This is a genomic window from bacterium (genome assembly GCA_031082185.1).
Taxonomy (GTDB): domain Bacteria; phylum Sysuimicrobiota; class Sysuimicrobiia; order Sysuimicrobiales; family Humicultoraceae; genus VGFA01.
This window is the reverse complement of sequence record JAVHLI010000003.1, coordinates 16782-39395: the sequence shown is the minus strand read 5'-3', so window position 1 is coordinate 39395 and position 22614 is coordinate 16782. Positions and strand designations below refer to the sequence as shown.

Genomic DNA, 22614 nt, shown 5'->3' with positions numbered 1-22614 from the left:
GGCCGGGATACCCTCGCGTGGAAGTCGCCGATGACATATAACAGTAGTTGGAAGGCCGGGGCGATGAGCGAAGGTCTCCCATCGGGGCCTACGCTCTCCGTCACCCTCGCCGGCATCACGTTTCCCACTCCCGTACTGTCCGCGCCCGGGCCGCTGGAGTTCGGCCGGCAGGTGCAGGCCGCCTACGACCTCAGGGCGTTCGGGGGCATCGTTACAAAGTCGGTGACGCTGGAGCCGCGCGAGGGCCATCCCGGGCCGCAGACCGTCGAGGTGACCGGCGGGTGGCTGAACGCGGTGGGCCTGCGCAACCCCGGCGTCGCCGGTTTCATCGCGCGCGACCTGCCGTTCCTCCGCACGCTGGGGCGCCCGATCATCGTGAGCATCGCCGGCCACCGTTCTGACGAGTACGCGGCCCTCGCCGAGTTGCTGAGCGATGAGGAGGGGGTTGCCGCACTTGAGCTCAACGTCTCCTGCCCGAACGTCGAGGACGGACTGCACTTCGGCACAGATCCCCACCGCACGCACGCGCTGGTCGCTGCGGTGCGCGCGCGCACTCCGCTCCCGCTGTTTGTCAAGCTCAGCCCGAACGTGGCCGACATCACGGTCGTGGCAAGGGCGGCCGCGGACGGGGGGGCCGACGGGCTGGCGCTGATCAACACCCTGAACGCCCTGGCGGTGGACGCGCGGGCGCGGCGGATGCGGCTGGGCGCGGGCACCGGCGGGCTCTCCGGGCCGGCGATCAAGCCGGTGGCGCTGCGCATGGTGTGGGACGTGGCGCAGGCGGTCCGGCTGCCGATCATCGGCATGGGAGGGATCGCCACCTGGGAGGATGCGGTAGAGTTCCTGCTCTGCGGCGCGCACGCGGTGGCCGTGGCCTCGGCGCTGATTGACAACCCCCGCGCGGCAGAGGAGATCACCGACGGCCTGCGGGCGTACATGGCTGAGGTGGGCATCGAGCGGGTGACCGATCTCATCAGGGCGCTGGAAGGCATGGATAACGTCCCTCATTCGGGCCCGGATGGCTCTGCCGGGCGGTGAGGGCGCGCAAGGACACGGTAAGTCCGGGTGGAGCGGTCGATGGAGGAGGTGAGGGACATGTTGGAGTGCGACTCCCGAGAGACCTTCCAACTGCTTTCTTCCTCCGGGGGATTGCCCGGGCCGATTGGCGCGTGGTGCGCGAAGGGCGGAAGCACACGGTTATCGAGCGGGGTAGCATCACGGTGACGGTTCCTCGTCATCGCGTGTTGAAGACGGGCACGCTTCGAGCCATACTTGAGGAGATGGGGATGAGCGTGGAGGAACTGATGGGGACCGAGTTTACCGCGATCATGGACTACGACGCTTCCAGCGGCGTCTACGTTGTTCGAGTTCCTGCGTTGCGCGGAGTGATCTCGGAAGGCATGACAGAGCAGGAAGCCCTCGAGAACGTGAAGGATGCCATCGCAGAATGGATTGCCGCGCGCCGGGCGCTCGGCCTCCCGATCGCGGAGGTCCGAGAGTACCGGGTGAAGGTCCCGGTCTAGAGCCGTTGGCCAGAACCCCAGCCCTCGTCGTCGCCCTGGACCTCCCGACGCTGGAGGCCGCCGCAGCCCTGGTCCACCGCGTGCTGCCGGTGACTCCCTGGTTCAAGATAGGATCCGTGCTCTTTACCGCGACCGGACCAGAGGCGGTGCGTGCCGTGCACGCCGCCGGCGGGCAGGTCTTCCTCGACCTCAAGTTCCACGACATCCCGCACACGGTCGCCGGCTCCGTTGCGGCCGCGGCGGAGCTCGGGGTTGCGCTGGTGACCGTTCACTGCGCCGCCGGGTCGGCGGCGATGGAGGCCGCGGCAGACGCCGCCCGGCGATCCGGCGGTGCGACCCGCGTGCTAGGCGTCACGCGCCTGACCAGCGACGCCGGCCGGGTCGGCGCTGGCGTCCTGCGCGCCGCCGCCTCAGCCCGCGAGGCCGGCCTCGACGGCGTTGTGGCCTCGGCGCAGGAGTGCGCGCAGATCAAGGCCGCCTGCGGTCCCGCGTTCCGAGTGCTGACGCCGGCAATCCGGCCTTCCGGGGCAGCCGTCCACGACCAGGCGCGCGTGGCGACTCCCGGGCAGGCGGTGCGGGCCGGCGCGGACTACCTGGTAGTCGGCCGTCCCATCACGGCCGCCCCGGATCCGGCGGCGGCCGCGCAGGCGGTAGCGGAAGAGATGGCCGCAGCAAGGGACGCCGGGTCGCGATGAGTCCAGACTGGCTCGTTCGCTTTCGTCGGCGCGGCGCGGTGGCGGACGGTCACTTCCTGCTCTCTTCCGGCCTGCACAGTCCCATCTACGTGCAATCGGCACTGATCCTCCAGTACCCAGAGGAGGCGCAGGCCTTGGGCGCGGCGCTGGCCGAACGCCTGCGGCCGCTGCGGCCGCAGGTGGTGATCGGCCCGGCCCTGGGCGCCGTTGTTGTCGCGCACGAGGTCGCGCGGGCACTGGGCGTGCGCGCGATCTTCGCAGAGAGGGACGGCGGACAGATGGCGCTGCGGCGCGGTTTCACGATCGCCGTGGGCGAGCGGGTCCTGGTGGTGGAGGACGTTGTTACGACCGGAGGATCGGCCGCGGAGGTGGCTTCCCTGGTGCGGGCCGCCGGCGGCGCGGTGGTGGGTTTCGGCGCGCTGGTGGACCGGACCGGCGGCCGCATGGACCTGAAGGCCCATCTGGAAGCGCTCATCACCCTCGACCTGCCGACGTTTGCTCCCGACCGGTGCCCGCAGTGCCGGGAGGGAGTGCCCGTACGCAAGCCGGGCAGCCGCGCCACACCCGGTTGACGCCCTGTGGGGGCTGGCCTATAATTACTGAAATCCCAGCGCAAGGAGAGGACCGCCGTTGGGCCTGGCAGACGACGTCGACGAAATCCTTATCCCGGAGGAGGTCTTGCAGGACCGAATCCGGGAACTCGGACGGCGCATCAGTTTGGAGTACGGCACCAAAGAACCACTGCTGGTCGGCATCCTAACGGGTGCCTTCGTCTTTCTCGCCGACCTCCTGAAGGCGATCACTATCCCCTGCAATGTGGACTTCATGGCCACGGCCTCCTACGGGGACGCTACCGAGAGCAGCGGCATCGTCCGCATCCTCAAGGACCTGAATCAGAGCATCGAGGGCCGGCACGTGCTGGTGGTCGAGGACATCATTGACACAGGGCTCACCATGGACTACCTGCTCGAGACGCTCAAGGCCCGGTATCCGGCCTCGCTGAGGGTGTGCGCGCTTCTGGACAAGCGTCCGCGCCGCAGGCGCGAGGTGCCGATTGACTTCCGCGGGTTCGAGATCCCAGACAAGTTCGTCATCGGGTACGGACTCGACTACTCGGGCCGCTACCGGAACCTGCCTTTCATAGGCGTCCTCAAGCCCGAGCTCTACGGCATCTAGCCACAGGGAGGCGAGAGCCCATGATCGTCCAGACCCCGACGCGCGATGCCGCCCGGGTCAGCGGGCCGGACGCACCCGGTGAGTGGCTGGGGCAGGGCCGGAGGGTGCGGCGGACCTTCAGTCTCGACGACATCGCCCTGGTGCCGGCGGCCTCGACCCTGGACCCCGAGGATGTGGACTGCTCCTGGCAGGTAGGCGGCCACGCCTTCCGGCTCCCGGTGGTGGCCTCCGCTATGGACAGCGTGGTGGACGCGCGCACCGCCGGCTTCATCGCGGATCTGGGCGGTCTGGCCGTGCTCAACCTGGAAGGCCTGCAGACGCGGTACGCCGATCCCGCCGAACCGCTGGATGCGATCGCGGCGGCGGTGCCCGATGAGGTGGTCGGTCTGCTCCAGCGGCTCTACCGCGCGCCCATTGACGATGCGCTGGTGGCCGCATGCATCCGCGCCATCAAGAATGCGGGCGCCGCGTGCGCGGTCTCGATGACGCCGGCCGCCGCCGGGCACCTGGTGCCGCTGGCCCAGGAGGCCGGCGCCGACCTGTTGCTGGTGCAGTCCACGGTGGTTACCGAGGAGCACCGGTCTTCGCGCGGCAGGGCGGTCTCGCTGCGGGCGCTCACCGCCGGGACGCGGATCCCGGTGATGGTGGGCAACTGCGTCGGGTACGAGGCCGCCGCAGGCCTGCTGCAGGCAGGCGCCGCAGCGCTGTTCGTGGGGGTCGGGCCGGGCGCGGCGTGCACCAGCCGCCGGGTGCTCGGCATCGGCGTGCCGCAGGCAACGGCGATCTGCGATGTGGCCGCCGCGCGCGACGATCACCTGCGCCGGACCGGGACCCATGTGCCGGTGGTGGCCGACGGCGGCATTGCGGTCGGCGGGGACGTGGCAAAGGCGATCGCGTGCGGGGCCGACGCGGTGATGCTGGGCTCGGCGCTCGCGAGGGCCGAAGAGGCCCCGGGCCGCGGCTTCCACTGGGGGATGGCCGCACCGCACGCCGCGCTCCCCCGCGGCACCCGGATCCGCGTCGGCACAACGGGCACGCTCCGGCAGATCCTGCTGGGTCCTGCTCGGGTGGACGACGGATCGCACAACCTGATCGAGGCGCTGCGCACCGCGATGGGGCTGTGCGGGGCCGCTACGATCCGCCAGATGCACGCCGCGGAGATCGTCCTCGCCCCTGCGTTGGGCACCGAGGGCAAGGCCGCACAGTTCAGCCAGAAAGTGGGGCAGGGACGCTGACGCCCGCGCAGCCCCAGCCGCAGCTCCTGCTCCCCACGCAGCCGGGCACGCCGCCCCGCCCGGTGATCGTCCTCGACTTCGGCGCGCAGTACGCCCAACTGATCGCCCGGCGCATCCGGGAAAGCCGGGTCTACAGCATCATCCTGCCCTACGATACCCCGCTGGAGCAGATACTGGCCCATCGGCCGCAGGGGATCGTTCTCTCGGGCAGCCCGGCGAGCGTTTGCGAGCCAGGGGCGCCCCTGGCGGATCCGGCGCTGTTCGACGCGGGCGTGCCGGTGCTGGGGATCTGCTACGGAATGCAAATCATGACCCACCTACTGGGCGGCCGCACCGCCGCGGCCGAGCAGCGGGAATACGGCCGCACGCGCCTGTTCGTGGACGACGGCGCCGACCTCTTCGCCGGCCTGGAGCTCCGCCTCATCTGCTGGATGAGCCACGGCGACTCGGTGACCGAGTTGCCGCCGGGGTTTGCGGCGCTCGCCCACACCGATAGCAGCCCGGTGGCCGCGATGGCCGATCGTTCCCGACGTCTCTACGGTCTGCAGTTCCATCCCGAGGTTTCCCACACGCCGTGGGGGATCGAGGTTCTGCGCAACTTCCTCTACGGTGTCTGCGGCTGCGAGCCGTCGTGGACCATGGCGTCGTTCATAGATCGCAGCGTCGCCGTGATTCAGGAACAGGTGGGCGGGGGTAGGACGCTCTGCGCGCTCTCGGGCGGGGTGGATTCGGCCACCGCGGCGGCTCTCGTGCACCGCGCCATCGGAGACCAGCTTACCTGCATCTTCGTTGATCACGGCCTGCTGCGGAAGGGCGAGCCGGAGCAGGTGGTCAAGACCTTCCGCGACGCTTTCCAGGTGCCGCTGATCCACGTGGACGCCCGGGCGCGATTCCTGGCCCGCCTGGCCGGGGTGACCGATCCGGAGCAGAAACGGCGCACGATCGGTGAGGAGTTCGTCCGCGTCTTCGAGGAAGAGGCGCAGCGCCTGGGCGCGATCGAGTACCTGGTGCAGGGCACGCTCTACCCTGACGTCATTGAGAGCGGCACCCGGACCGCGGCCCGCATCAAGACCCACCACAATGTCGGCGGCCTGCCCGAGCGCATGCGGCTGCGGCTGGTGGAGCCGTTCCGCGACCTCTTCAAGGACGAGGTGCGCGAGGTTGCCAGGCAGCTAGGGCTGCCAGATCGCATGATCGTGCGCCATCCCTTCCCCGGGCCGGGGCTGGCAATCCGGATAATGGGCGAGGTCACGGCCGAGCGCCTCGATCGGCTGCGGGCGGCCGACGCGATCATCCTGGAAGAGCTGCGGGAGGCCGGCCTGGCCCTCGAGATCTGGCAGGCGTTTGGGGTGCTGCTGCCGGTGCACACCGTGGGCGTCATGGGCGACGCCCGCACCTACGGCCAGGTGATCGTCGTGCGCGCGGTGACCAGCGAGGACGGCATGACCGCCGACTGGGCGCGCCTGCCTGAAGAGGTGCTCGAGTCGGTGGCCAGCCGCATCACCCGCGAGGTACCCGGCGTCACGCGGGTGGTCTACGACATCACGAGCAAGCCTCCGGCTACGATAGAGTGGGAGTAGGGCCCCCGACGTTCTACTCGCACGGTTCGACCTGACCCCCTGAAAGAACGGACTCCGCTGCCGAATGAATATGTGGGGTGGACCTGGAGGGTGTTATACTTGCGTCATGGCGCCTGAAACTCGGACCCCGGTCTCCGTTGATGAGTTCTGGCACATGGCCCACCGGTTGCCCAAGGCGGAGCTCATCGGAGGGCAGGTGATCGAACTGGTCCCGCCGGGGGTTCGCCACGGGGTGCTGGTTCTGAGCCTGGGCCAGCGGCTCCGCGAGCATGTGGCGGCCCGTGGTCTGGGCATCGTCGTGTCCGACGCCGGTTTCATCCTAATCAAGGAGCCCCCGACCGTTCGGGCGCCGGACCTCGCGGTCGTGCTGAAACGACGCGTGCCCTCACCGCTCCCCGCGAAGTTCTTCCCTGGTCCACCCGATCTCGCGGTCGAGGTGCTCTCGCCTGACGATCGCCCCTCCGAGGTCGCGGCGAAGGTAGCTGATTACCTGCGGGCGGGCGCCCATGGGGTGTGGGTCGTCGATCCAGACGCGCGGACGGTGACAGTTCACGCGCACGCCGATGTGATGCGATTCGCGCGGGACGAGGTGATGCAGGGCGCACCGCCGCTCCCCGACCTCGCGCTTCCCCTTCAAACCGTGTTCGCAGAGATTGACTGAGACACGGGCTCCTGGGGACCGTCCGTACGCCCCCGGCCGCGAGCCCTCCGGGCCCGTCATCGAGTGGCCGTCGTAGCCCCAGGAAATAGCTATTGACAATCACTACTGGTTGTGGGAAGGTGGAACTGGTGATGGAGATGCAGCTGAACGTGTACGTGCCGCGATCCCGGGCCAACATTCTCGCCGAGCTGGACCGCATGAGCCAGGAGACCGGGCGACAGAAGAACGACATCGTCATCGAAGCCCTGGAACGCTATTTCAAGACCCACCCTCGCGAACTCCCCACATTCCACCTGGGCGAGGTGAAACCGTGGAAGCGCGGAGACCTTTATGAGGATCGTCTGAAGCGCCAGGCTCCCAGGTGATCCTTCTCGACACGAACATCATCGTGGCCGGGGTCGACGGCAATGCTCGTGCATTTCCGATCTGTCGCGCCGTCTTGGAGGGCGCAAAGTCACGAAGGGTGCCGGGCGTGCTTGTACCCCAGGTGCTGCTCGAAGCCTTTGCGATCATCACCGACCACAGACGGGTAGAACGCCCTGTGGCTCCTGTTGAGGCATGGGAAGGGCTCGATGTACTGGCGGGGGCACTCCAGGTGGTGTATCCGGAACCCGGCGTCTTTGCCGAGTTCGCCGAAATCGTGACGAGTCGGGGGCCGACAGGGCAGGGGGTGTTCGATGCATTCCTCGTGGCGCAGATGCGAACCCTCAACATCGGGACCATCTGCACGTACGATGCCAAGGGCTTCTCCGGGTATCAGGGGATCAGCGTTGAGACTCCCGAAGCTCTTGCCGCACGATACCGGTTGATGCCGTAGTACGGCCGAACGACACGTTTGCCTCCAACATCGCCGGCCGATATAGTGGACGGCGGACCATGGACCTGCTTTCCTCCCTGAACCCTCCGCAGCGCGATGCGGTCACCCATCCAGGCGGGCCGCTGCTCGTGCTGGCCGGGGCCGGTTCGGGCAAGACCCGGGTCCTGGCGCACCGGATCGCCTACCTGATCCGCGAGCGCGGCGTGGCTCCCGGACGCATCCTGGCGGTCACCTTCACCAACAAGGCCGCGCGCGAGATGCGCGAGCGGATTGACGCGCTGCTGGGCGGACCAGCGGCGCGCCCGATCTGGGTCGGCACCTTCCACGCCACCTGCAGCCGCATCCTCAGAGCCGACGGCGAGGCGATCGGCGTGCCGGCGCAGTTCGCGATCTATGACGAGGACGATCAGCGCAGGGTGATCCGCGACTGCCTGGCCGTGCTGGGGCTCGACGAGCGGCGGTATCCGCCGGCCGCGATCCACGCCATGATAGGCCGGGCCAAGGATGAGGTGCTGGATGTGGCCCGGTACGCCGCGCGCGCCTCGACGTTCATGGAGGAGGCGACGGCCAGGGTCTGGCAATCGTACCAGGCCGAGCTGCGCGCCCAGGGCGCGCTGGACTTCGACGACCTGATGTGCGAGGTGCTGCGGCTGTTCGAAGAGCATCCGGAGGTGCTCCGGAAGTACCAGGACCGTTTCGAGCACGTGCTGGTGGACGAGTACCAGGACACCAACCACGCGCAGTACCTGTTGGTGCGTGCGCTGGCAGGCAGGCACCGGAACGTGACCGTGGTGGGCGACGACGACCAGTGCCTGCCTGCGGGCACGCTGATCGCGATGGCGGGCGCCGGGCAGGCCTCCCCGCCAGGTGCGACGTCCATCGAGTCCATCGAGGAAGGCTCAATGCTTCAGGCGGCCTGCGGATCCGGCCGCTTGGCCGCGGCACGTGCCTCCGCACCGCTGCGGCGTGAATATCGCGGGCCCGTCGTGACCGTGGAGACGGCGGGCGGGTTGAGGCTGACCGCGACGCCCAACCATCTCGCCTTTGCCAGACTTGTTCCTCACCCAGATCTGCACTACGTCTATCTCATGCACCGGCGTGGCGTGGGATACAGGATCGGACGGACCCGCGGCGTGCGCAGCAGGGCACCCGGCGGGGTGGACAGTGGTCTCGCGCTGAGGCTGAACGGTGAGGTCGCTGATCGCCTCTGGGTGCTGGCCGCGTCCCCCGATGAAGCGGAGGCAGCCTGCCTCGAGCAGCTCTATGCTTTCAGGTACGGGATCCCCACGACCGTCTTCCACGTCCGCGGTCGGCGGATGCAGATAGGGCAGCCCCACGTGGATCGTATCTTTCGGGAGATCGAGACCGAGGATCGCGCGCACCGGTTGCTGTCGGAGCTGGGGATGTTCCCTGAGTATCCCCACCATCGCTCTGGGGCCGTGATTCGGGGCCAGACAACCAGGCGGCTCGTGCACTTCACGATGTTCGGCGACGGCCGCACCTACCAGCAGCGTCCCTGGCACGATCACCGCGTTCAACTTGTGACATCGGGCGCGGAGCTTCGCGCAAAAGTGGACCGAGCCTACAGCACGCGGGAGTCCCGCGCCGCGGTATGGCGGGTTGAGACCGCCCGCCGTGACTACGACGCCGGGTGGCGCATGGCGCAGCACCTCGCGACGATGGTGGAGGGAGAACCTGTGCTGCGCGCCCGTGTTGCGGGCGCAGCGGCGGCGACCGGGCAGCCGGCATCGCGATCACAACCTGTCCACCTCGTTATGCCGCTCGGGCATCTCCATCCGGGCATGCGACTGGCGGTTGTGCATGACGGGCGCGTGGTGGAGGACGAGGTGACGACCCGGACCATTGGGCACTACGAAGGGCCTGTCTTCGATCTGGATGTGCCCGACCTCCGGACATACGTGGCCAACGGCGTGCTGGTGCACAACTCGATCTACCGCTGGCGCGGCGCGGACGTCCGCAACATCCTGGAGTTCGAGCGCGACTACCCAGATGCGAAGGTCGTGGCGCTGACCCAGAACTACCGCTCGACTAAGACGATCCTGGCCGCGGCGCACGCGGTGATCCGGCACAACCCCCACCGGCATGCCAAGGAGCTGTGGACCGGTAACCAGGAGGGCCTGCCGGTACAGGTCTTTGATGCGCTGGACGGTAGCGACGAGGCGCGGTTCGTGTCCGACCAGGTCCGCACTCTGGTCGCAGACGGCGTGCGGCTGCGCGAGATCGCGGTGCTCTACCGGACCAATGCCCAGTCGCGGCTGCTGGAGGAGGAGTGCCTCAAGGCCGGGATCCCCTACCAGGTTGTGGGCGGCGTCCGCTTCTACGAGCGCAAGGAGATCAAGGACATCCTGGCCTACCTGCGACTGGCCGTGGCGCCTCGGGACGAGATCAGCCTGCGGCGCGCGCTCGCCACGCCGCGGCGGGGCATCGGGGAGGTCTCCCTGGCCCGCCTCACGGCCGGCGCCCGCTCAGCCGGGTGCACGGTGCTTGAAGCGATGCGGCGGTCCGAGCTTACCGAAGGCCTGCCACGCGCCGCGGCCCGCACGCTGGAGGGGTTCGCCGGCCTGATTGCCGGACTGAGCGAGGCCGCTGCCAACCTGCCCGCCGGCGATGTGATCGCCCGCGCCATCGTGGAGACGGGCTACCAGGCGATGCTGCAGGCCGAGGGCACCGAGGAGGCTTTCAGCCGGCTGGAGAACCTGCGTGAGCTCGTAACCGTCGCGCGGGAGATCGAGGAGTTCGCGGGCGAGCCCGGCCTGGGGGCGTTCCTCCAGCACCTGGCACTGGTGGCCGACGTGGACACCCACCGGGACGACCTCGACCGTGTGACCCTGATGACGCTGCACAGCGCCAAGGGCCTAGAGTTCCCGGCCGTGTTCGTCACCGGGCTGGAGGAGGGCCTTTGCCCGCACGTCCGCGCGCTGGAAGAGGAGGGCGGGCTGGACGAAGAGCGGCGCCTCTGCTACGTGGGGTTCACGCGGGCCAAACACCGGCTGTACCTGACCCATGCACGCATGCGCGCGACCTTCGGCGCGCCCAACCTGGCGCTGCCGTCGCGCTTCCTGGAAGAGGTCCCGCCCGAGCTGACCGCAGGGGCGGTCCGTCAGGTCGTCGAAGGGCCGGTGCAGCACGGCCTTGGGCGGGCCGCGGTTCCAGGGAGCGGCAGGGGCCGCCTGGGCGCGCGCCGTCCGCTGCCGCACTTTGAGGTGGGGATGCGCGTCCGGCACTCCAAGTTCGGCGACGGCGAGGTGCTGGACGCGGAAGGGGAGGGTGAAGGGGCAATAGTGACCGTCCGGTTCTCCGGCGCGGTTAAGCGCCTGGCGCTGAGCTACGCTCCTCTGGAGCGGGCCGAGTGAGCCGCCACAGGAGTTGCCCCCGGCCCGGCGTACTACTCAGGTTACCGCTGCCCATGCTGTATACTTGTGGTCGGAAAGGCCAGGCGTTTGGAAGGCCAACCCAACCCTCTCCCGGGGTCCGGGAGAAGGAGGCATGATATGAGAGGGATGATTCCCAGATTGATTGTGGTGGCGATCGCAGGCGCGCTTGTCGTTGCCACGCCGGTCATCGCCCAGTCCCCCAAATTGACGCTGCCGGATGTCGCGAACCCGTTGGTCGCCGAGGGCGAGGTCGGGCGGTTCGGCGGCACCTACGTGACCACCTCGATCTCCGACCCGCGGACGTTCAACGCGGTGGTGGCTCAGGAAACCTCATCCACGGTGCCCCTGAGCTACTCCTTCGACGGGCTGGTGGAGACGAACCGGATCTCGACCGAGATCGAGGGCGCGCTGGCCGAGTCCTGGACCGTGAGCAAGGACGGCCGCACCTGGCGGTTCAAGCTGCGCAAAGGCGTCGCGTGGCACGACGGCGTGCCGGTGACGGCCGACGACGTGATCTTCACGCTGGATGCGGCCTTCACCAAGGGCGTGCAGTCCAGCCTGCCGGACGTGCTGACGATCGCCGGCAAGCCGATCCAGTACAAGAAGGTGGACGACCTCACGGTCGAGTTCAAAACCGAGCAGCCGTTCGGCCCATTTCTACGAACGATAGGTTTCAGCGTGCTGCCCAAGCACAAGCTGGAAGGCGCGCTCAAGCAGGGCGCCTCCGAGTTCAACCGCACCTGGAGCGTGGCCACCCCGCCGCGCGAGATCATCGGCCAGGGGCCGTTCGTGATGCAGCAGTACGTCCCGGGGCAGCGGATCGTGTTCCTGCGCAACACCAAGTACTACAGGGTGGACAAGAAGGGCCAGCGGCTGCCGTACCTGGCGCGAATCGTGGTGGTGGTAGTACCGAACCTCGACGCCGCCCGGCTCAAGTTCGAGGCCAAGGAGACCGACCACTACGCCGCCCGGCCCCGAGAGTTCGCGGAGTTCAAGCAGAAGGAGACCGCCGGTAACTTTACGATCTTCGACGGACCGCCTACGTTCTCCACCGAGTTCCTGGTCTTCAACCTGAACCCCCGCGGGATCTCCGGTCCCAAGCTGGCCTGGTTCCAGAACGTGAAGTTCCGGCAGGCGGTCAGCCACGCGGTTGATCGTGACGCCATCGTCCGCCAGGTTTACGCGGGGCGGGCGACCGCCCAGTTCAGCCCTGTCAGCCCGGCCAACAAGTTCTTCTTCAACCCGAACACGCGCCGCTACTCCTACGACCCGGCCCGCGCCGAGGTGCTGCTCCGTGAGGCCGGGTTTTCAAAGGGCGCCGACGGGTTGCTCCGCGACGCGGCCGGCAATGTCGTCGAGTTCACCATGGCCACCAACGCCGGGAACACCGACCGCGAAGCGATCGGCAACCTGGTGCGCCAGGACCTGACCAGACTGGGGATGCGCGTGACGTTCGCTCCCGAGGCGTTCAACACCCTGGTGGGCAAGCTGACCGGTACCTTCAACTGGGAGGCGATCATCATCGGGCTGACCGGTGGGCTGGAGCCCCACACCGGCCAGAACGTCTGGCGCTCGACCGGCTCGCTTCACATGTGGCACCCGCGCCAGGAGTCCCCGGCGACGGACTGGGAGACCGAGATTGATCGCATCTTCGACCAGGCCGCTCAGATGGTGGACCAGAACAAGCGCAAGCAGCTCTACAACCGCTGGCAGGAGATCGTTGCCGAGCAGGTCCCGATGATCTACTTCACCACCACGCTCACGCAGCCGGCGGTGCGCAACACGATGGGCAACATCCGGCTCGGGTTCGGCGGGACCACGGCCAACATCGAGGAACTGTACTACCGGACCCCGTACAGGTAGGTTCCGCAGGGCAGGAGGGGCATGCCCCTCCTGCCCGATTCCGATGCTCAGGCACGTAGCGCGCCGCCTGCTCCACCTGATCCCGATGCTCTTTGGGATCACGCTGATCTCCTTCCTCATCATCCAGATTTCACCTGGGGACTTCCTGGCTGAGGCCCGCATGAACCCGGTGGTCAGCCAGCAGACGGTGGACCGGATGCGCATCAGCTTTGGGTTGGACCAGCCGCTGCACATCCAGTACCTCAGGTGGCTCTGGAACGCGCTCCGGCTGGATTTTGGCTACTCGTTCGCGTTCCAGGTGCCGGTGATCTGGCTAATTGGATCACGGCTGATGAACTCGGTGCTGCTGAACGCGGTGTCGTTCGCGGTTGCCTGGGCTATCGCCATACCGCTGGGGATCCACGCCGCCCGGCGGCAGTACTCTCTATCCGACAACGTGCTCTCGTTCTCAGCGTACCTGGGCATCTCGACCCCGACATTCTTCTCGGGGCTGTTCCTGCTCTACCTGGCGTTTCGGACGGGCTGGTTCCCAATCGGCGGCATGACCAGCATTGACCACGACTTCCTGCCCTGGTGGGGAAAGATCCTCGACGTGGCCCACCACATGGTGCTTTCGGTGCTAGTCCTGGGCGTGCTGGGCGTGGCCGGTCTGATGCGCCAGATGCGGGCGAATCTGCTGGAGGTGCTGCGCCAGGACTATGTCCGGACCGCCCGGAGCAAGGGCCTGGCCGAGCGCGCGGTGATCAACAGGCACGCGGTGCGCAACGCCATCAATCCCCTGATCACGATCTTCGGGTTCAGCCTCGGCGGACTCCTGGGCGGCTCGGCGATCCTCGAGAACGTGATGGGGTGGCCCGGAATCGGCAAGCTGATCGTGGAGGCAACGATCCAGAAGGACCTCTACGTGGTGATGGCGTCGCTGGTGATCGGTTCGGTGACCCTGGTCGCGGGAAACCTCATAGCGGACGTGTTGCTTGTGGTGAGCGACCCCCGCATCCGGTACGACTAGGAGGTACGGGGATGGTTCGGCAGGCACGGCCGAGGAGGCCGGAGCCGGTGGCGGCTGGACAGGTGCGCACGCAGGTGCGTCTCGCCTGGCGGCAGCTCCGCAGGCACCGGATGGCCCTGTTCGGCGGCGGGGTGTTGATCGTGCTCTACACCCTGGCCATCTTCGCCGAGTTCCTGGCGCCGTACACGCTGGACTTCTCGGACCGGGAACGCTTCTTCCACCCGCCGATCATTCCCAAGTTCCGCGACGCGCAGGGGTTCAGCCCGAGGCCATTCGTCCACGGAACGACGCTGGCCGATCCCGGGCTGCGCAGGTTCGAGGTGGATCCCGCGCGCAGGCACTATGTCCGGATCTTCGTGCGCGGAGAGCCCTACCGGCTGTTCGGCGTAGTCCCCTCGACGCTGCACCTATTCGGGGTGGACGAGCCCGGCCGCATCTTCTTGATGGGTACCGACCAGTCGGGCCGGGACCAGTTCAGCCGTATCCTTTACGGCTCGCGCATCTCGCTTACGATAGGCATCATGGCGGCCGCCGTCACCATTCCCATAGGCATGGTCTATGGGGGCCTGGCGGGCTACTACGGCGGCAGGGCGGACAACGTCATGATGCGCCTGTCGGAGATCATCATTGCCTTCCCCGAGTTCTACCTGCTGCTGACCCTCAGTGCCGTGCTGCCGTCGGCCGTGGGGTGCACCACGCGGTTCTACCTGATCACCTTGATCCTGTCCTTCATAGGCTGGGCCGGATTCTCGCGGCTCATCCGAGGCGTGGTTCTATCGCTCAAGGAGCGCGAGTACGTGCTGGCGGCCAAGGCGGCAGGGCTTGACGACTTTCGGATAATCGTGCGCCACATCCTGCCCCAGACCTCCTCGCTTGTGATCGTGGTCGTGACGCTCGGCATCCCGGGCGCGATCCTGGGGGAGTCGGCGCTGTCGTTCTTCGGCTTCGGAGTTCGGGAACCGTGCGCCTCGTGGGGCAACCTGCTGACGACGGCCTCCAACCTTCCGACGCTCATCCTGTCGCCCTGGTTGCTCTTTCCCGGGCTGTTCATCATCGCGGCGGTCGTGGCGTTCAACCTGTTCGGGGACGGGCTGCGGGACGCCCTGGATCCCCGCCACCGGACCGCTTCATAGCCTTGTTGCCCCGTGTGCGCGGATCGCTGGTCGGGCCCCTGCTCTGGGCGGCCGGGGTCCTGGCCGTCGCGGCCCTCCTGGTCGGTTTGGACCGGGGCTGGCAGGCTAGGCAGCGCCTGGATGCCGGCGACCCGGCCGTGCGGGTGGCCGGCGCGGTTCGGAGCATCTCGGGCTCCGACAGCGTTCGGCGGACGGCCTACGACGCAGCCGCCCAGGCGGCCACCGTGGAGGTTACCTCCCGCTACTACGATGCCGGCCGGCCGGCCGCGGACAACCGGGAGCACCTGGCCACCGAGGGACGCCTGGGAGCGCAACTCGTGCTGTCCCTTGCCCAGGATGGTGACCCCTCGGTGCGGCAGGTAGTGATCCGGCTCTTCACCGGCCGGACGCTCCTGGCTACCATAACAGCGCGAGCGGACCAGGAGTACGGCCAGTTTGCCGTGGACTACGCCGGCCCCCTAGCCCCCCGCTGAGCCACAGCCACGGAACCGGTCTTTCCTTTGCAGCGTAGTATACAATTGACAAATCTGGTATATAATGGGCAGAGATGCGCAGATGACAAGGCGGCTCAAAACCCGCGCGGCGACAGAGCCGGGTCCCGTGATGACGGTGGCCCAGGTGGCGGCCTATCTTCAGCTAAACCGGCTGACCGTCTATCGGTATGTGCGCGAGGGTAGGCTCCCCGCAGCGCGGATAGGCAAGGTCTACCGTATCTTCCGGGAGGATGTGGACCACTTCCTGGAAGCCCAGTTGCTGGGCGCGGGGAGGAGCGCGCGGGTGCCTGTCAAGTCCGTTCGCCCCCAGCGGCCGGAAGAGATCTGCGTCAGTTCCCATCTCCGCGGGAAGCTTCAGCCCTCGGACCCCGCGACGATGCCGGGTAACCCTGTGGACTGGATCCTGCGGGTCCTGCATTGAGGCGGCGGGCCGTGCAGGGGAGGTGAGGTTCTGGGCGGAATAGTACGCGGAATGGCAGGCGGAATGGTAGAAGGTTGGTCAGATCCCATTACGGCAAAAGTAAAAGGAGGTAGCAGCATGACGAATTCCAAACGATCCCTTCTGGCGCTGGTTGTTGTTGCCGCTCTGGCGCTGGGGACCCAGATTCCGTCGGTTGTGGCCCAGCAGAGCCGCGACACCGTTGTTTTTGGCATGGCCCAGGAGCCGGACTGCCTTGCCATGACGTTCTGCTCCATGGCCGCGGGCATGGCCGTCGTCAACTCCGTCTTCGCCGACATGGTGAAGTACGACGACAAGTGGCAGCTGCATTCCCAAACAGTCGAGAAGGTCCCGACGTTGAAGGACGGGGACTGGCAGCTACTGCCCGGCGGCAAGATGAAGGTGACCTACAAGTTCAAGAAGGGCTTCACCTGGCACGACGGGAAGCCCCACACGGCGCTGGACGCATCCTGGACCTACCTGATGCTGCGCAACCCGCGCAGCCCGGCGATTACCCGGTTCGTCCTCCGCAAGATCGAGAACATGCTCGTTCCCAACCCCAGCGACCCGTACACGCTGGTCGTCCAGTGGAACGAGACCTACCCGTTCGCCAACACCGGGCACACCGTCTACCCCAGGCACGTGATGGAGCGCGACTACCTTCGGGATCCGGCGGGCCTGAAATCCCACAAGCAGGTGCGCAATCCAATCGGCAGCGGCCCCTACAAGCTGGTGGAGTGGGTGCCGGGCAGCCACATCACCCTTGAGGCCTACGACAAGTTCCCCGAGGGCGTGGCTAAGATCAAGAAGCAGGTGTGGCGCTTCATCCTGGACGCCACGGTCCTGCAGGCCAACGTGATCGCCAACCAGGTGGACGCCACCGAGATCAACAACTTCTCGATTGACCAGATGATCGAGATCGAGCGCCGCAACCCCGCCGTAACCGCTCACTACACGCCGGCCATGATCTGGGAGCACATTGACGTAAACGTGGAGAACGAGTGGCTGAAGGACAAGCGGGTACGGCAGGCGCTTGCCCACGCGATCAACCGCGAGGAGTTGAGCACCAAGCTCTTCTATGGGAAGCAACCGGTCGCCCACACCTGGCTGCCGGAGCGGCACGAGGGCTTCAACCCGAACGTCAAGAAGTACGCCCACGATCCGGCCCGGGCGCGCGCGCTTCTTGCTGAGGCCGGCTTCACCATGGGCCCCGACGGCATCCTGCGCGACTCCAAGGGCGCGCGGTTTGACATAACGATCATGACAACGGCCGGCAATGCCGTCCGAGAGCAGGTTCAGCAGATCATCAAGGAGCAGCTCAGGGCGGTGGGCATTGACCTCCGGATTGACAACCGGCCGGCCAGCGTGCTGTTCGGCTCCACCACCCAACGGCGGCAGTTCCCGCACCTGGTCATGTACGCCTGGCTGATGTCGCCGACCACGCTCGGCAATACCTTCTGGCACTCCACCCAGGTTCCGACACCTGCCAACAACTGGGAGGGTCAGAACTACCCTGGCTTCCGGCACGCGGAGACCGACAAGTTGATAGACCAGTACATGACCGAGATCGACGCGGCCAAGCGCGTGGCGTTGCTCAGGAAGCAGCAGGAGATCTGGGCCGATGAGCTGCCCTCGATCCCGCTCTACTTCCGGCTGCACCTGACCACGTCCAACAAGAAGCTGACGAACGTGAAGCCCACCGGGCTCTCGGGTACCTACATCAACTGGAACTCACAGATCTGGCAGTGGCAGCAGTAACCTAGGCACGCGTAGGTTGGTATCGAGGGGGGGGTGGGGATCGCCCACCCCCCTCGGTTCGGAGGGTAGCAATGCAGCGATTCCTTGCGCGCCGGCTGGTCCACGGGGTCATCATTCTTATTGGCTTGTCGATCCTGATGTTCACATTGCTCGTGCTCACGCCCGGCGACCCCGTGGAACTCATGGCGGCCAGCAACCCCGACATCCGGCCCGAAGACGTCTCCATGCTCCGGAAGTACTACGGGCTGGACGATCCGATGTACGTGCGCTACTTCAAGTGGATCCGGTCGGTGCTCAAGGGGGATCTGGGTTACTCGCGGACCTACGGGACGCCGGTGACCAAGCTCGTCGTTGATCGGCTGCGCAACACCCTTACGCTCCTGGCCACCTCCGTGGCGGTCGCCTTCACGGTTGGCGTCACCGCGGGCGTGTACTCGGCTCTACACCAGTACTCGGCCGCGGACTACGTGGTGACGGTGGCCGCGTTCGCCGGCCTGGCCATGCCCGTGTTCTGGCAGGGGATCGTCTTCATACTCCTGTTTGCCGTGTGGCTGCCGTGGTTTCCGGCCGGCGGCATGATGACCCCCGGTGTCGCACCCGGCTGGCCGATGTTCCTGGACCGTTTGTGGCACCTTGTGCTGCCGGTGTCGGTGCTGGCCACCAGCGGCATGGCCTCGTGGACGCGCTACATGCGGAGCAGCATGCTCGAGGTGGTCAGGCACGACTACGTGCGCACCGCGCGCGCCAAGGGGAACCCCGAACGGGTGGTAATCAGGCGGCACGCCATGCGGAACGCCCTGATCCCGATCATCACGCTGATTGCGCTCTCTGTCCCCGGCATCCTGAACGGGGCCGTGCTGACCGAAACCGTCTTCTCGTGGCCGGGAATGGGATTGCTGCTTTTCCAGGCGGTGCTGGGACACGACTACAACGTGGCGATGGCCGTCCTGCTGTTCCTGGCCCTGATGACGGTCGTTTTCAATCTCCTCGCGGATCTCGCGTACGGCCTGGCGGACCCGCGCATACGGTATGACTAGGCCGGGTTGGGGGAAGGCGCATGCAGGGTAGCTCAACACCACGACAGCTCGCGCTGGAACTTGAGCGGCGTCGTACGGCGGCCGCCGGTTACTCCGTAGGGCAGTCGTACTGGCAGATCGCTAGGCGCCGTTTCCTGAAGCACCGGCTGGCGATGATAGGCGGCACCGCCTGCCTCCTTTTGACGCTCATGGCAGTGCTGGCGCCGTGGATCGCACCCCACACCTTCGACCGCATCAACCTCGATGAGCGCTGGGGGCAACCCGGATTGACGGGGAACGTCTTCGGGACCGACGAACTGGGTCGCGACGTGCTGACGCGCATCATGTACGCCGGGCGCATCTCGCTCGTCGTGGGGTACGTGACCGCGGGTTCCATCTCGATTGTGGGCTCCCTCGTGGGCGCGGTCGCCGGCTTCTACGGTGGGTGGGTGGACAGCGTGCTCATGCGGTTGGTGGACATGCTGATCGCGATTCCGCTCCTGCCGCTCTACCTCATCCTCGCCGCGCTCATCCCGGGCGGCGGCGTGGGCAGGATCGTGCTGATCTTCACCCTCTTCGGCTGGACCACCGTGGCACGGCTGGTGCGCGGGCAGATCCTGTCGCTCAAGAGCCAGGACTTCGTGGAGGCAGGGCGCGCGATGGGCGCCTCGGAGGCTCGTCTGATCCTGCGGCATCTCATCCCAAACGCGCTCGCGCCGGTGATCGTGGCGGCGACGCTGACGGTGGGGACCGCGATCCTGTCGGAGTCGGGTCTGTCGTACCTGGGCCTGGGGATCCAGCCGCCGATACCGTCGTGGGGCAACATGCTGCAGCGCGCGCAGGAGTACCTGTTGAAGGCGTCGTGGCTGGCGATCTTTCCAGGATTGTTCATCTTCATAACGGTTCTGTCGTTCAATTTCCTGGGGGACGGGCTGCGCGACGCGCTCGACCCACGGCTCAAGACATAGGCGGTAGAGGCAGGAATGGTCGTGGTAGTCTGAGGGGTAATCTGACTGGAGGGGGTGGCAACATGGCGCGGGTTCTGCTTCGCGTGTGCGTTCTCGTGTTGGGCGCCGTGATCGCGCTGTCCGCCGCGGGGCCGGTCGTACAGGCCCAGCAGCGTCGCGACAGCGTGACGATCGGCATGGCGCAGGAGCCGGACATCATCGGCCCGTTCTCGATCATGGCCGCAACCGGCGTCATCCACAACGTGATCTTCGGGTACGCGGCGCCCTTCAACGAGAAGTGGGTGCGTGTCCCCGTAATGGCCGAGAAGCTCCCGACGCTGAAGGACGGCGATTGGCAGGTTCTCCCGAACAACAAGATGCGCGTCACCTGGAAGCTCAAGCGCGGATTCACCTGGCACGACGGGAAGCCCGTCACCGCGCTGGACTGGCGGTTCTCCTACGGCCTGATGCGCAACCCGCGCACGCCCTCGACCGCCAGATTCGTTGTGAACAAGGTTGACAACATCCTTGTCACCAACATGAACGATCCCTACGAGATGGTGGTCCAGTGGAACGAGCTGTGGCCGTTCGCGGGCAGTGAGCCGTTCGGCGCGGCGTACGCCCTGCCGCGACACCTGCTGGAGCGTCCCTATCTGTCCAACCCGGAGAACCTGCGGGCGGAGCCGTACTTCCGGCTGCCTGTGGCGAACGGGCCCTACCGGATGACCGAGTGGGTGGCGGGCAGCCACATGAGCTTCGAGGCCTACGACAAGTGGCCCCTGGGCGCGCCGGCGATCAAGAAGGTGACCATCCGGTTCATCCTGGACAGCACCGTGCTGCAGGCCAACGCGATCACGGGCGGCGTGGACGCCACGGAGATCAGCAACTTCTCCTGTCTGCAGATGGAACAGATCTCGCAGCGGGCCGCCCGGGTGAACGCCCACTACCGCGAGGCCATGGTCTGGGAGCGGATAGACTTCAACCTGGATGACGTGTGGCTGAAGGACAAGCGGGTGCGGCAGGCGATCGCCTACGCGCTGGACCGGAAGGCCCTTGCCGAGGTCTCGTGCTCCGGCGGCCGCCAGCCCGTGGCGAACTCGTGGATGGCGCCCGGGCATCCCGCGGCCAACCCCAACTTGAAGAAGTATGACCTCGACGCCGCGAGGGCGCGATCGCTCCTGGCCGAGGCCGGGTTCCGGCCCGGCCCGGACGGCTTCCTGCGCGACGGCACAGGGAAGCGCGTCGAGATGTCTATCTCGACGACGGCCGGCAACTCCATCCGCGAGCAGATCCAGCAGATCATCAAGGAGCAGCTCCGCCAGGTCGGCATTGACGTGCGGATCGACAACCGGCCGGCCACGGTATTCTTCGGGACCTACACGACCCGCCGGCAGTTCCCTCACATGGCGATGTACGCCAGCCTGTTTACGCCGGAATCGTTGCCCCACGACAGGTTCCACAGCATCGGCATCCCGACGCTTGCCAACAACTGGTCGGGCAACAACCGCGTTGGCTGGCGCCACGCCGAGAACGACCAGATCTGGGACCAGATAATCGCCGAGCTGGACGTTGAGAAGCGCAACGCGCTGCTGCGCAAGCAGCAGGAGATCTTCGCTGAGGAACTGTCGAGCCTGTCGCTCTACTTCCGGCTCGACCTGACCACATTCCCCAAGGCCATGCGGAACGTCAAGCCGGTGGGGTTGGGGACGTACTACCTCCCCTGGAACATCTGGCAGTGGCGGTGGGGCGATCAGTGATTTCTCGGAGCCCGGAGAAGGATACACCCCTCCGGCGGAGAAGGTTCAGGAAGACTATTGAGAGGTGAGGCGTGTGGCAGAGCCGCTGCTTTCTGTTCGAGACCTAAAGACGTACTTTCATACCGACGAAGGCGTAGTGCGGGCCGTGGACGGGCTAACCTACGACCTGGCGAAGGGCGAGACGCTGGGGATCGTGGGCGAATCGGGCTGCGGCAAGAGCGTCCACGCGCTGTCGGTCATGCGGCTCATCCCCACCCCGCCGGGCAAGATCGTGAGCGGCGAGATCTGGTTTGAAGGCCGTAACCTGCTGACGATCTCCGACGAACAGATGCGTCACATCCGGGGAAACCGGATCGCCATGATCTTCCAGGAGCCCATGACGTCTCTCAACCCGGTCCTGACCATCGGCGAGCAGATCGCAGAGGCGGTCATCCTCCACCAGAAGCTCGACAAGAAGACCGCCTGGGACCGCGCCGCGGATATGCTCGAGCGGGTCAAGATCCCGCTGGCCAGGGAGCGCCTGAAGGACTACCCGCACCAGTTCAGCGGCGGCATGCGGCAGCGCGTCATGATCGCCATGGCGCTGTCGTGTAACCCCTCGATCCTGATCGCCGACGAGCCCACCACGGCGCTGGACGTGACGATCCAGGCCCAGATCCTGGACCTGATCCGTGATCTCCAAAAGGAGTTCAACATGTCGGTGATCGTCATCACCCACAACCTGGGCGTGGTGGCCGAGATGACCGACAACGTGGTGGTGATGTACGCCGGCAAGCCGGTGGAGCACACCGATGTGAACCGTGTCTTCCGGGACCCGAAGCACCCCTACACCTGGGGCCTGTTGCACTCGATCCCGAAGTTGCACGAGCGCAAGGAGCGGCTGATTCCCATCGAGGGCCAGCCCCCAAGCCTGATCGACCTTCCCCCGGGTTGTCCATTCGCGCCGCGCTGCCCGTTCGCCATGGAGATCTGCGTCCAGGAGGACCCGCCGGACGTGGACATCCAGGCGGGGCACTACGCGAAGTGCTATCTGTACACGGAACACGCGACCGGAGAAGAGAAGCGGGCGGCCGAGGCGGCGGGGCTGTTGGCCTCGACGCGGAAAGCGTAGGAGGT

The 22614-nt window shown here is 66.8% G+C and carries 21 protein-coding genes; all 21 read left to right on the top strand.

The genetic code is table 11. From position 1 onward, the window contains the following. The first annotated feature begins 63 nt into the window (after nt 1-63). Nucleotides 64-1038, top strand: a complete 975-nt coding sequence (locus tag RDU83_04040; protein ID MDQ7840183.1) for a dihydroorotate dehydrogenase — start codon at nt 64-66, stop codon at nt 1036-1038. Nucleotides 1039-1103: 65 nt separating this feature from the next. Continuing rightward, on the top strand, nt 1104-1523 hold the full coding sequence (locus RDU83_04035; protein ID MDQ7840182.1) for a type II toxin-antitoxin system HicA family toxin: 420 nt from the start codon (nt 1104-1106) through the stop codon (nt 1521-1523). A gap of 5 nt (nt 1524-1528) precedes the next feature. Further along, nucleotides 1529-2218: an orotidine-5'-phosphate decarboxylase gene (gene pyrF, locus RDU83_04030; protein ID MDQ7840181.1), complete on the top strand. Its 690-nt coding sequence runs from the start codon at nt 1529-1531 to the stop codon at nt 2216-2218. Then, nucleotides 2215-2790 carry an orotate phosphoribosyltransferase gene (gene pyrE / locus RDU83_04025; GenBank protein MDQ7840180.1) on the top strand — a complete coding sequence of 192 codons (576 nt, stop codon included), beginning with the start codon at nt 2215-2217 and terminating at the stop codon, nt 2788-2790. Before pyrF ends, pyrE begins: the two co-directional genes overlap by 4 nt. Before the next feature lie 58 nt (nt 2791-2848). Beyond that, nucleotides 2849-3394: a hypoxanthine phosphoribosyltransferase gene (hpt, locus tag RDU83_04020; protein ID MDQ7840179.1), complete on the top strand. Its 546-nt coding sequence runs from the start codon at nt 2849-2851 to the stop codon at nt 3392-3394. Nucleotides 3395-3414: 20 nt separating this feature from the next. After that, nucleotides 3415-4629 carry a GuaB3 family IMP dehydrogenase-related protein gene (locus RDU83_04015; GenBank protein MDQ7840178.1) on the top strand — a complete coding sequence of 405 codons (1215 nt, stop codon included), beginning with the start codon at nt 3415-3417 and terminating at the stop codon, nt 4627-4629. A gap of 26 nt (nt 4630-4655) precedes the next feature. After that, the gene (gene guaA / locus RDU83_04010) at nt 4656-6209 is read left to right on the top strand and encodes a glutamine-hydrolyzing GMP synthase (protein ID MDQ7840177.1); all 1554 of its coding nucleotides are present in this window, start codon (nt 4656-4658) and stop codon (nt 6207-6209) included. 106 nt (nt 6210-6315) lie between these two features. Next, nucleotides 6316-6870 carry a Uma2 family endonuclease gene (locus tag RDU83_04005; protein MDQ7840176.1) on the top strand — a complete coding sequence of 185 codons (555 nt, stop codon included), beginning with the start codon at nt 6316-6318 and terminating at the stop codon, nt 6868-6870. A 131-nt stretch (nt 6871-7001) separates the two neighbouring features. Beyond that, the gene (locus RDU83_04000) at nt 7002-7235 is read left to right on the top strand and encodes a hypothetical protein (protein MDQ7840175.1); all 234 of its coding nucleotides are present in this window, start codon (nt 7002-7004) and stop codon (nt 7233-7235) included. After that, a complete protein-coding gene (locus RDU83_03995; GenBank protein MDQ7840174.1) occupies nt 7232-7687 on the top strand; it encodes a PIN domain-containing protein in 456 nt (151 codons plus the stop codon). Before RDU83_04000 ends, RDU83_03995 begins: the two co-directional genes overlap by 4 nt. Nucleotides 7688-7746: 59 nt before the next feature. Further along, on the top strand, nt 7747-11061 hold the full coding sequence (locus RDU83_03990; GenBank protein ID MDQ7840173.1) for a UvrD-helicase domain-containing protein: 3315 nt from the start codon (nt 7747-7749) through the stop codon (nt 11059-11061). Between the two features lie 138 nt (nt 11062-11199). Next, on the top strand, nt 11200-12945 hold the full coding sequence (locus RDU83_03985; protein ID MDQ7840172.1) for an ABC transporter substrate-binding protein: 1746 nt from the start codon (nt 11200-11202) through the stop codon (nt 12943-12945). 43 nt (nt 12946-12988) lie between these two features. Further along, entirely contained in the window at nt 12989-13954 is a 966-nt protein-coding gene (locus RDU83_03980) for an ABC transporter permease (protein ID MDQ7840171.1), read from the top strand. Nucleotides 13955-13965: 11 nt separating this feature from the next. After that, on the top strand, nt 13966-15087 hold the full coding sequence (locus tag RDU83_03975) for an ABC transporter permease (GenBank protein MDQ7840170.1): 1122 nt from the start codon (nt 13966-13968) through the stop codon (nt 15085-15087). A gap of 14 nt (nt 15088-15101) precedes the next feature. Beyond that, on the top strand, nt 15102-15560 hold the full coding sequence (locus tag RDU83_03970; GenBank protein ID MDQ7840169.1) for a hypothetical protein: 459 nt from the start codon (nt 15102-15104) through the stop codon (nt 15558-15560). A gap of 82 nt (nt 15561-15642) precedes the next feature. Continuing rightward, entirely contained in the window at nt 15643-16002 is a 360-nt protein-coding gene (locus RDU83_03965) for a helix-turn-helix domain-containing protein (protein MDQ7840168.1), read from the top strand. 117 nt (nt 16003-16119) lie between these two features. Continuing rightward, a complete protein-coding gene (locus RDU83_03960) occupies nt 16120-17778 on the top strand; it encodes a peptide ABC transporter substrate-binding protein (GenBank protein ID MDQ7840167.1) in 1659 nt (552 codons plus the stop codon). 71 nt (nt 17779-17849) lie between these two features. After that, nucleotides 17850-18815: an ABC transporter permease gene (locus RDU83_03955; protein ID MDQ7840166.1), complete on the top strand. Its 966-nt coding sequence runs from the start codon at nt 17850-17852 to the stop codon at nt 18813-18815. Nucleotides 18816-18835: 20 nt separating this feature from the next. Then, nucleotides 18836-19762: an ABC transporter permease gene (locus RDU83_03950; GenBank protein MDQ7840165.1), complete on the top strand. Its 927-nt coding sequence runs from the start codon at nt 18836-18838 to the stop codon at nt 19760-19762. A gap of 62 nt (nt 19763-19824) precedes the next feature. Next, nucleotides 19825-21498 carry a peptide ABC transporter substrate-binding protein gene (locus RDU83_03945; GenBank protein MDQ7840164.1) on the top strand — a complete coding sequence of 558 codons (1674 nt, stop codon included), beginning with the start codon at nt 19825-19827 and terminating at the stop codon, nt 21496-21498. 73 nt (nt 21499-21571) lie between these two features. Further along, nucleotides 21572-22609 (top strand): ABC transporter ATP-binding protein, encoded by a 1038-nt coding sequence (locus tag RDU83_03940; GenBank protein ID MDQ7840163.1) that lies wholly within the window; start codon nt 21572-21574, stop codon nt 22607-22609. The last annotated feature ends 5 nt before the right edge of the window (nt 22610-22614 follow it).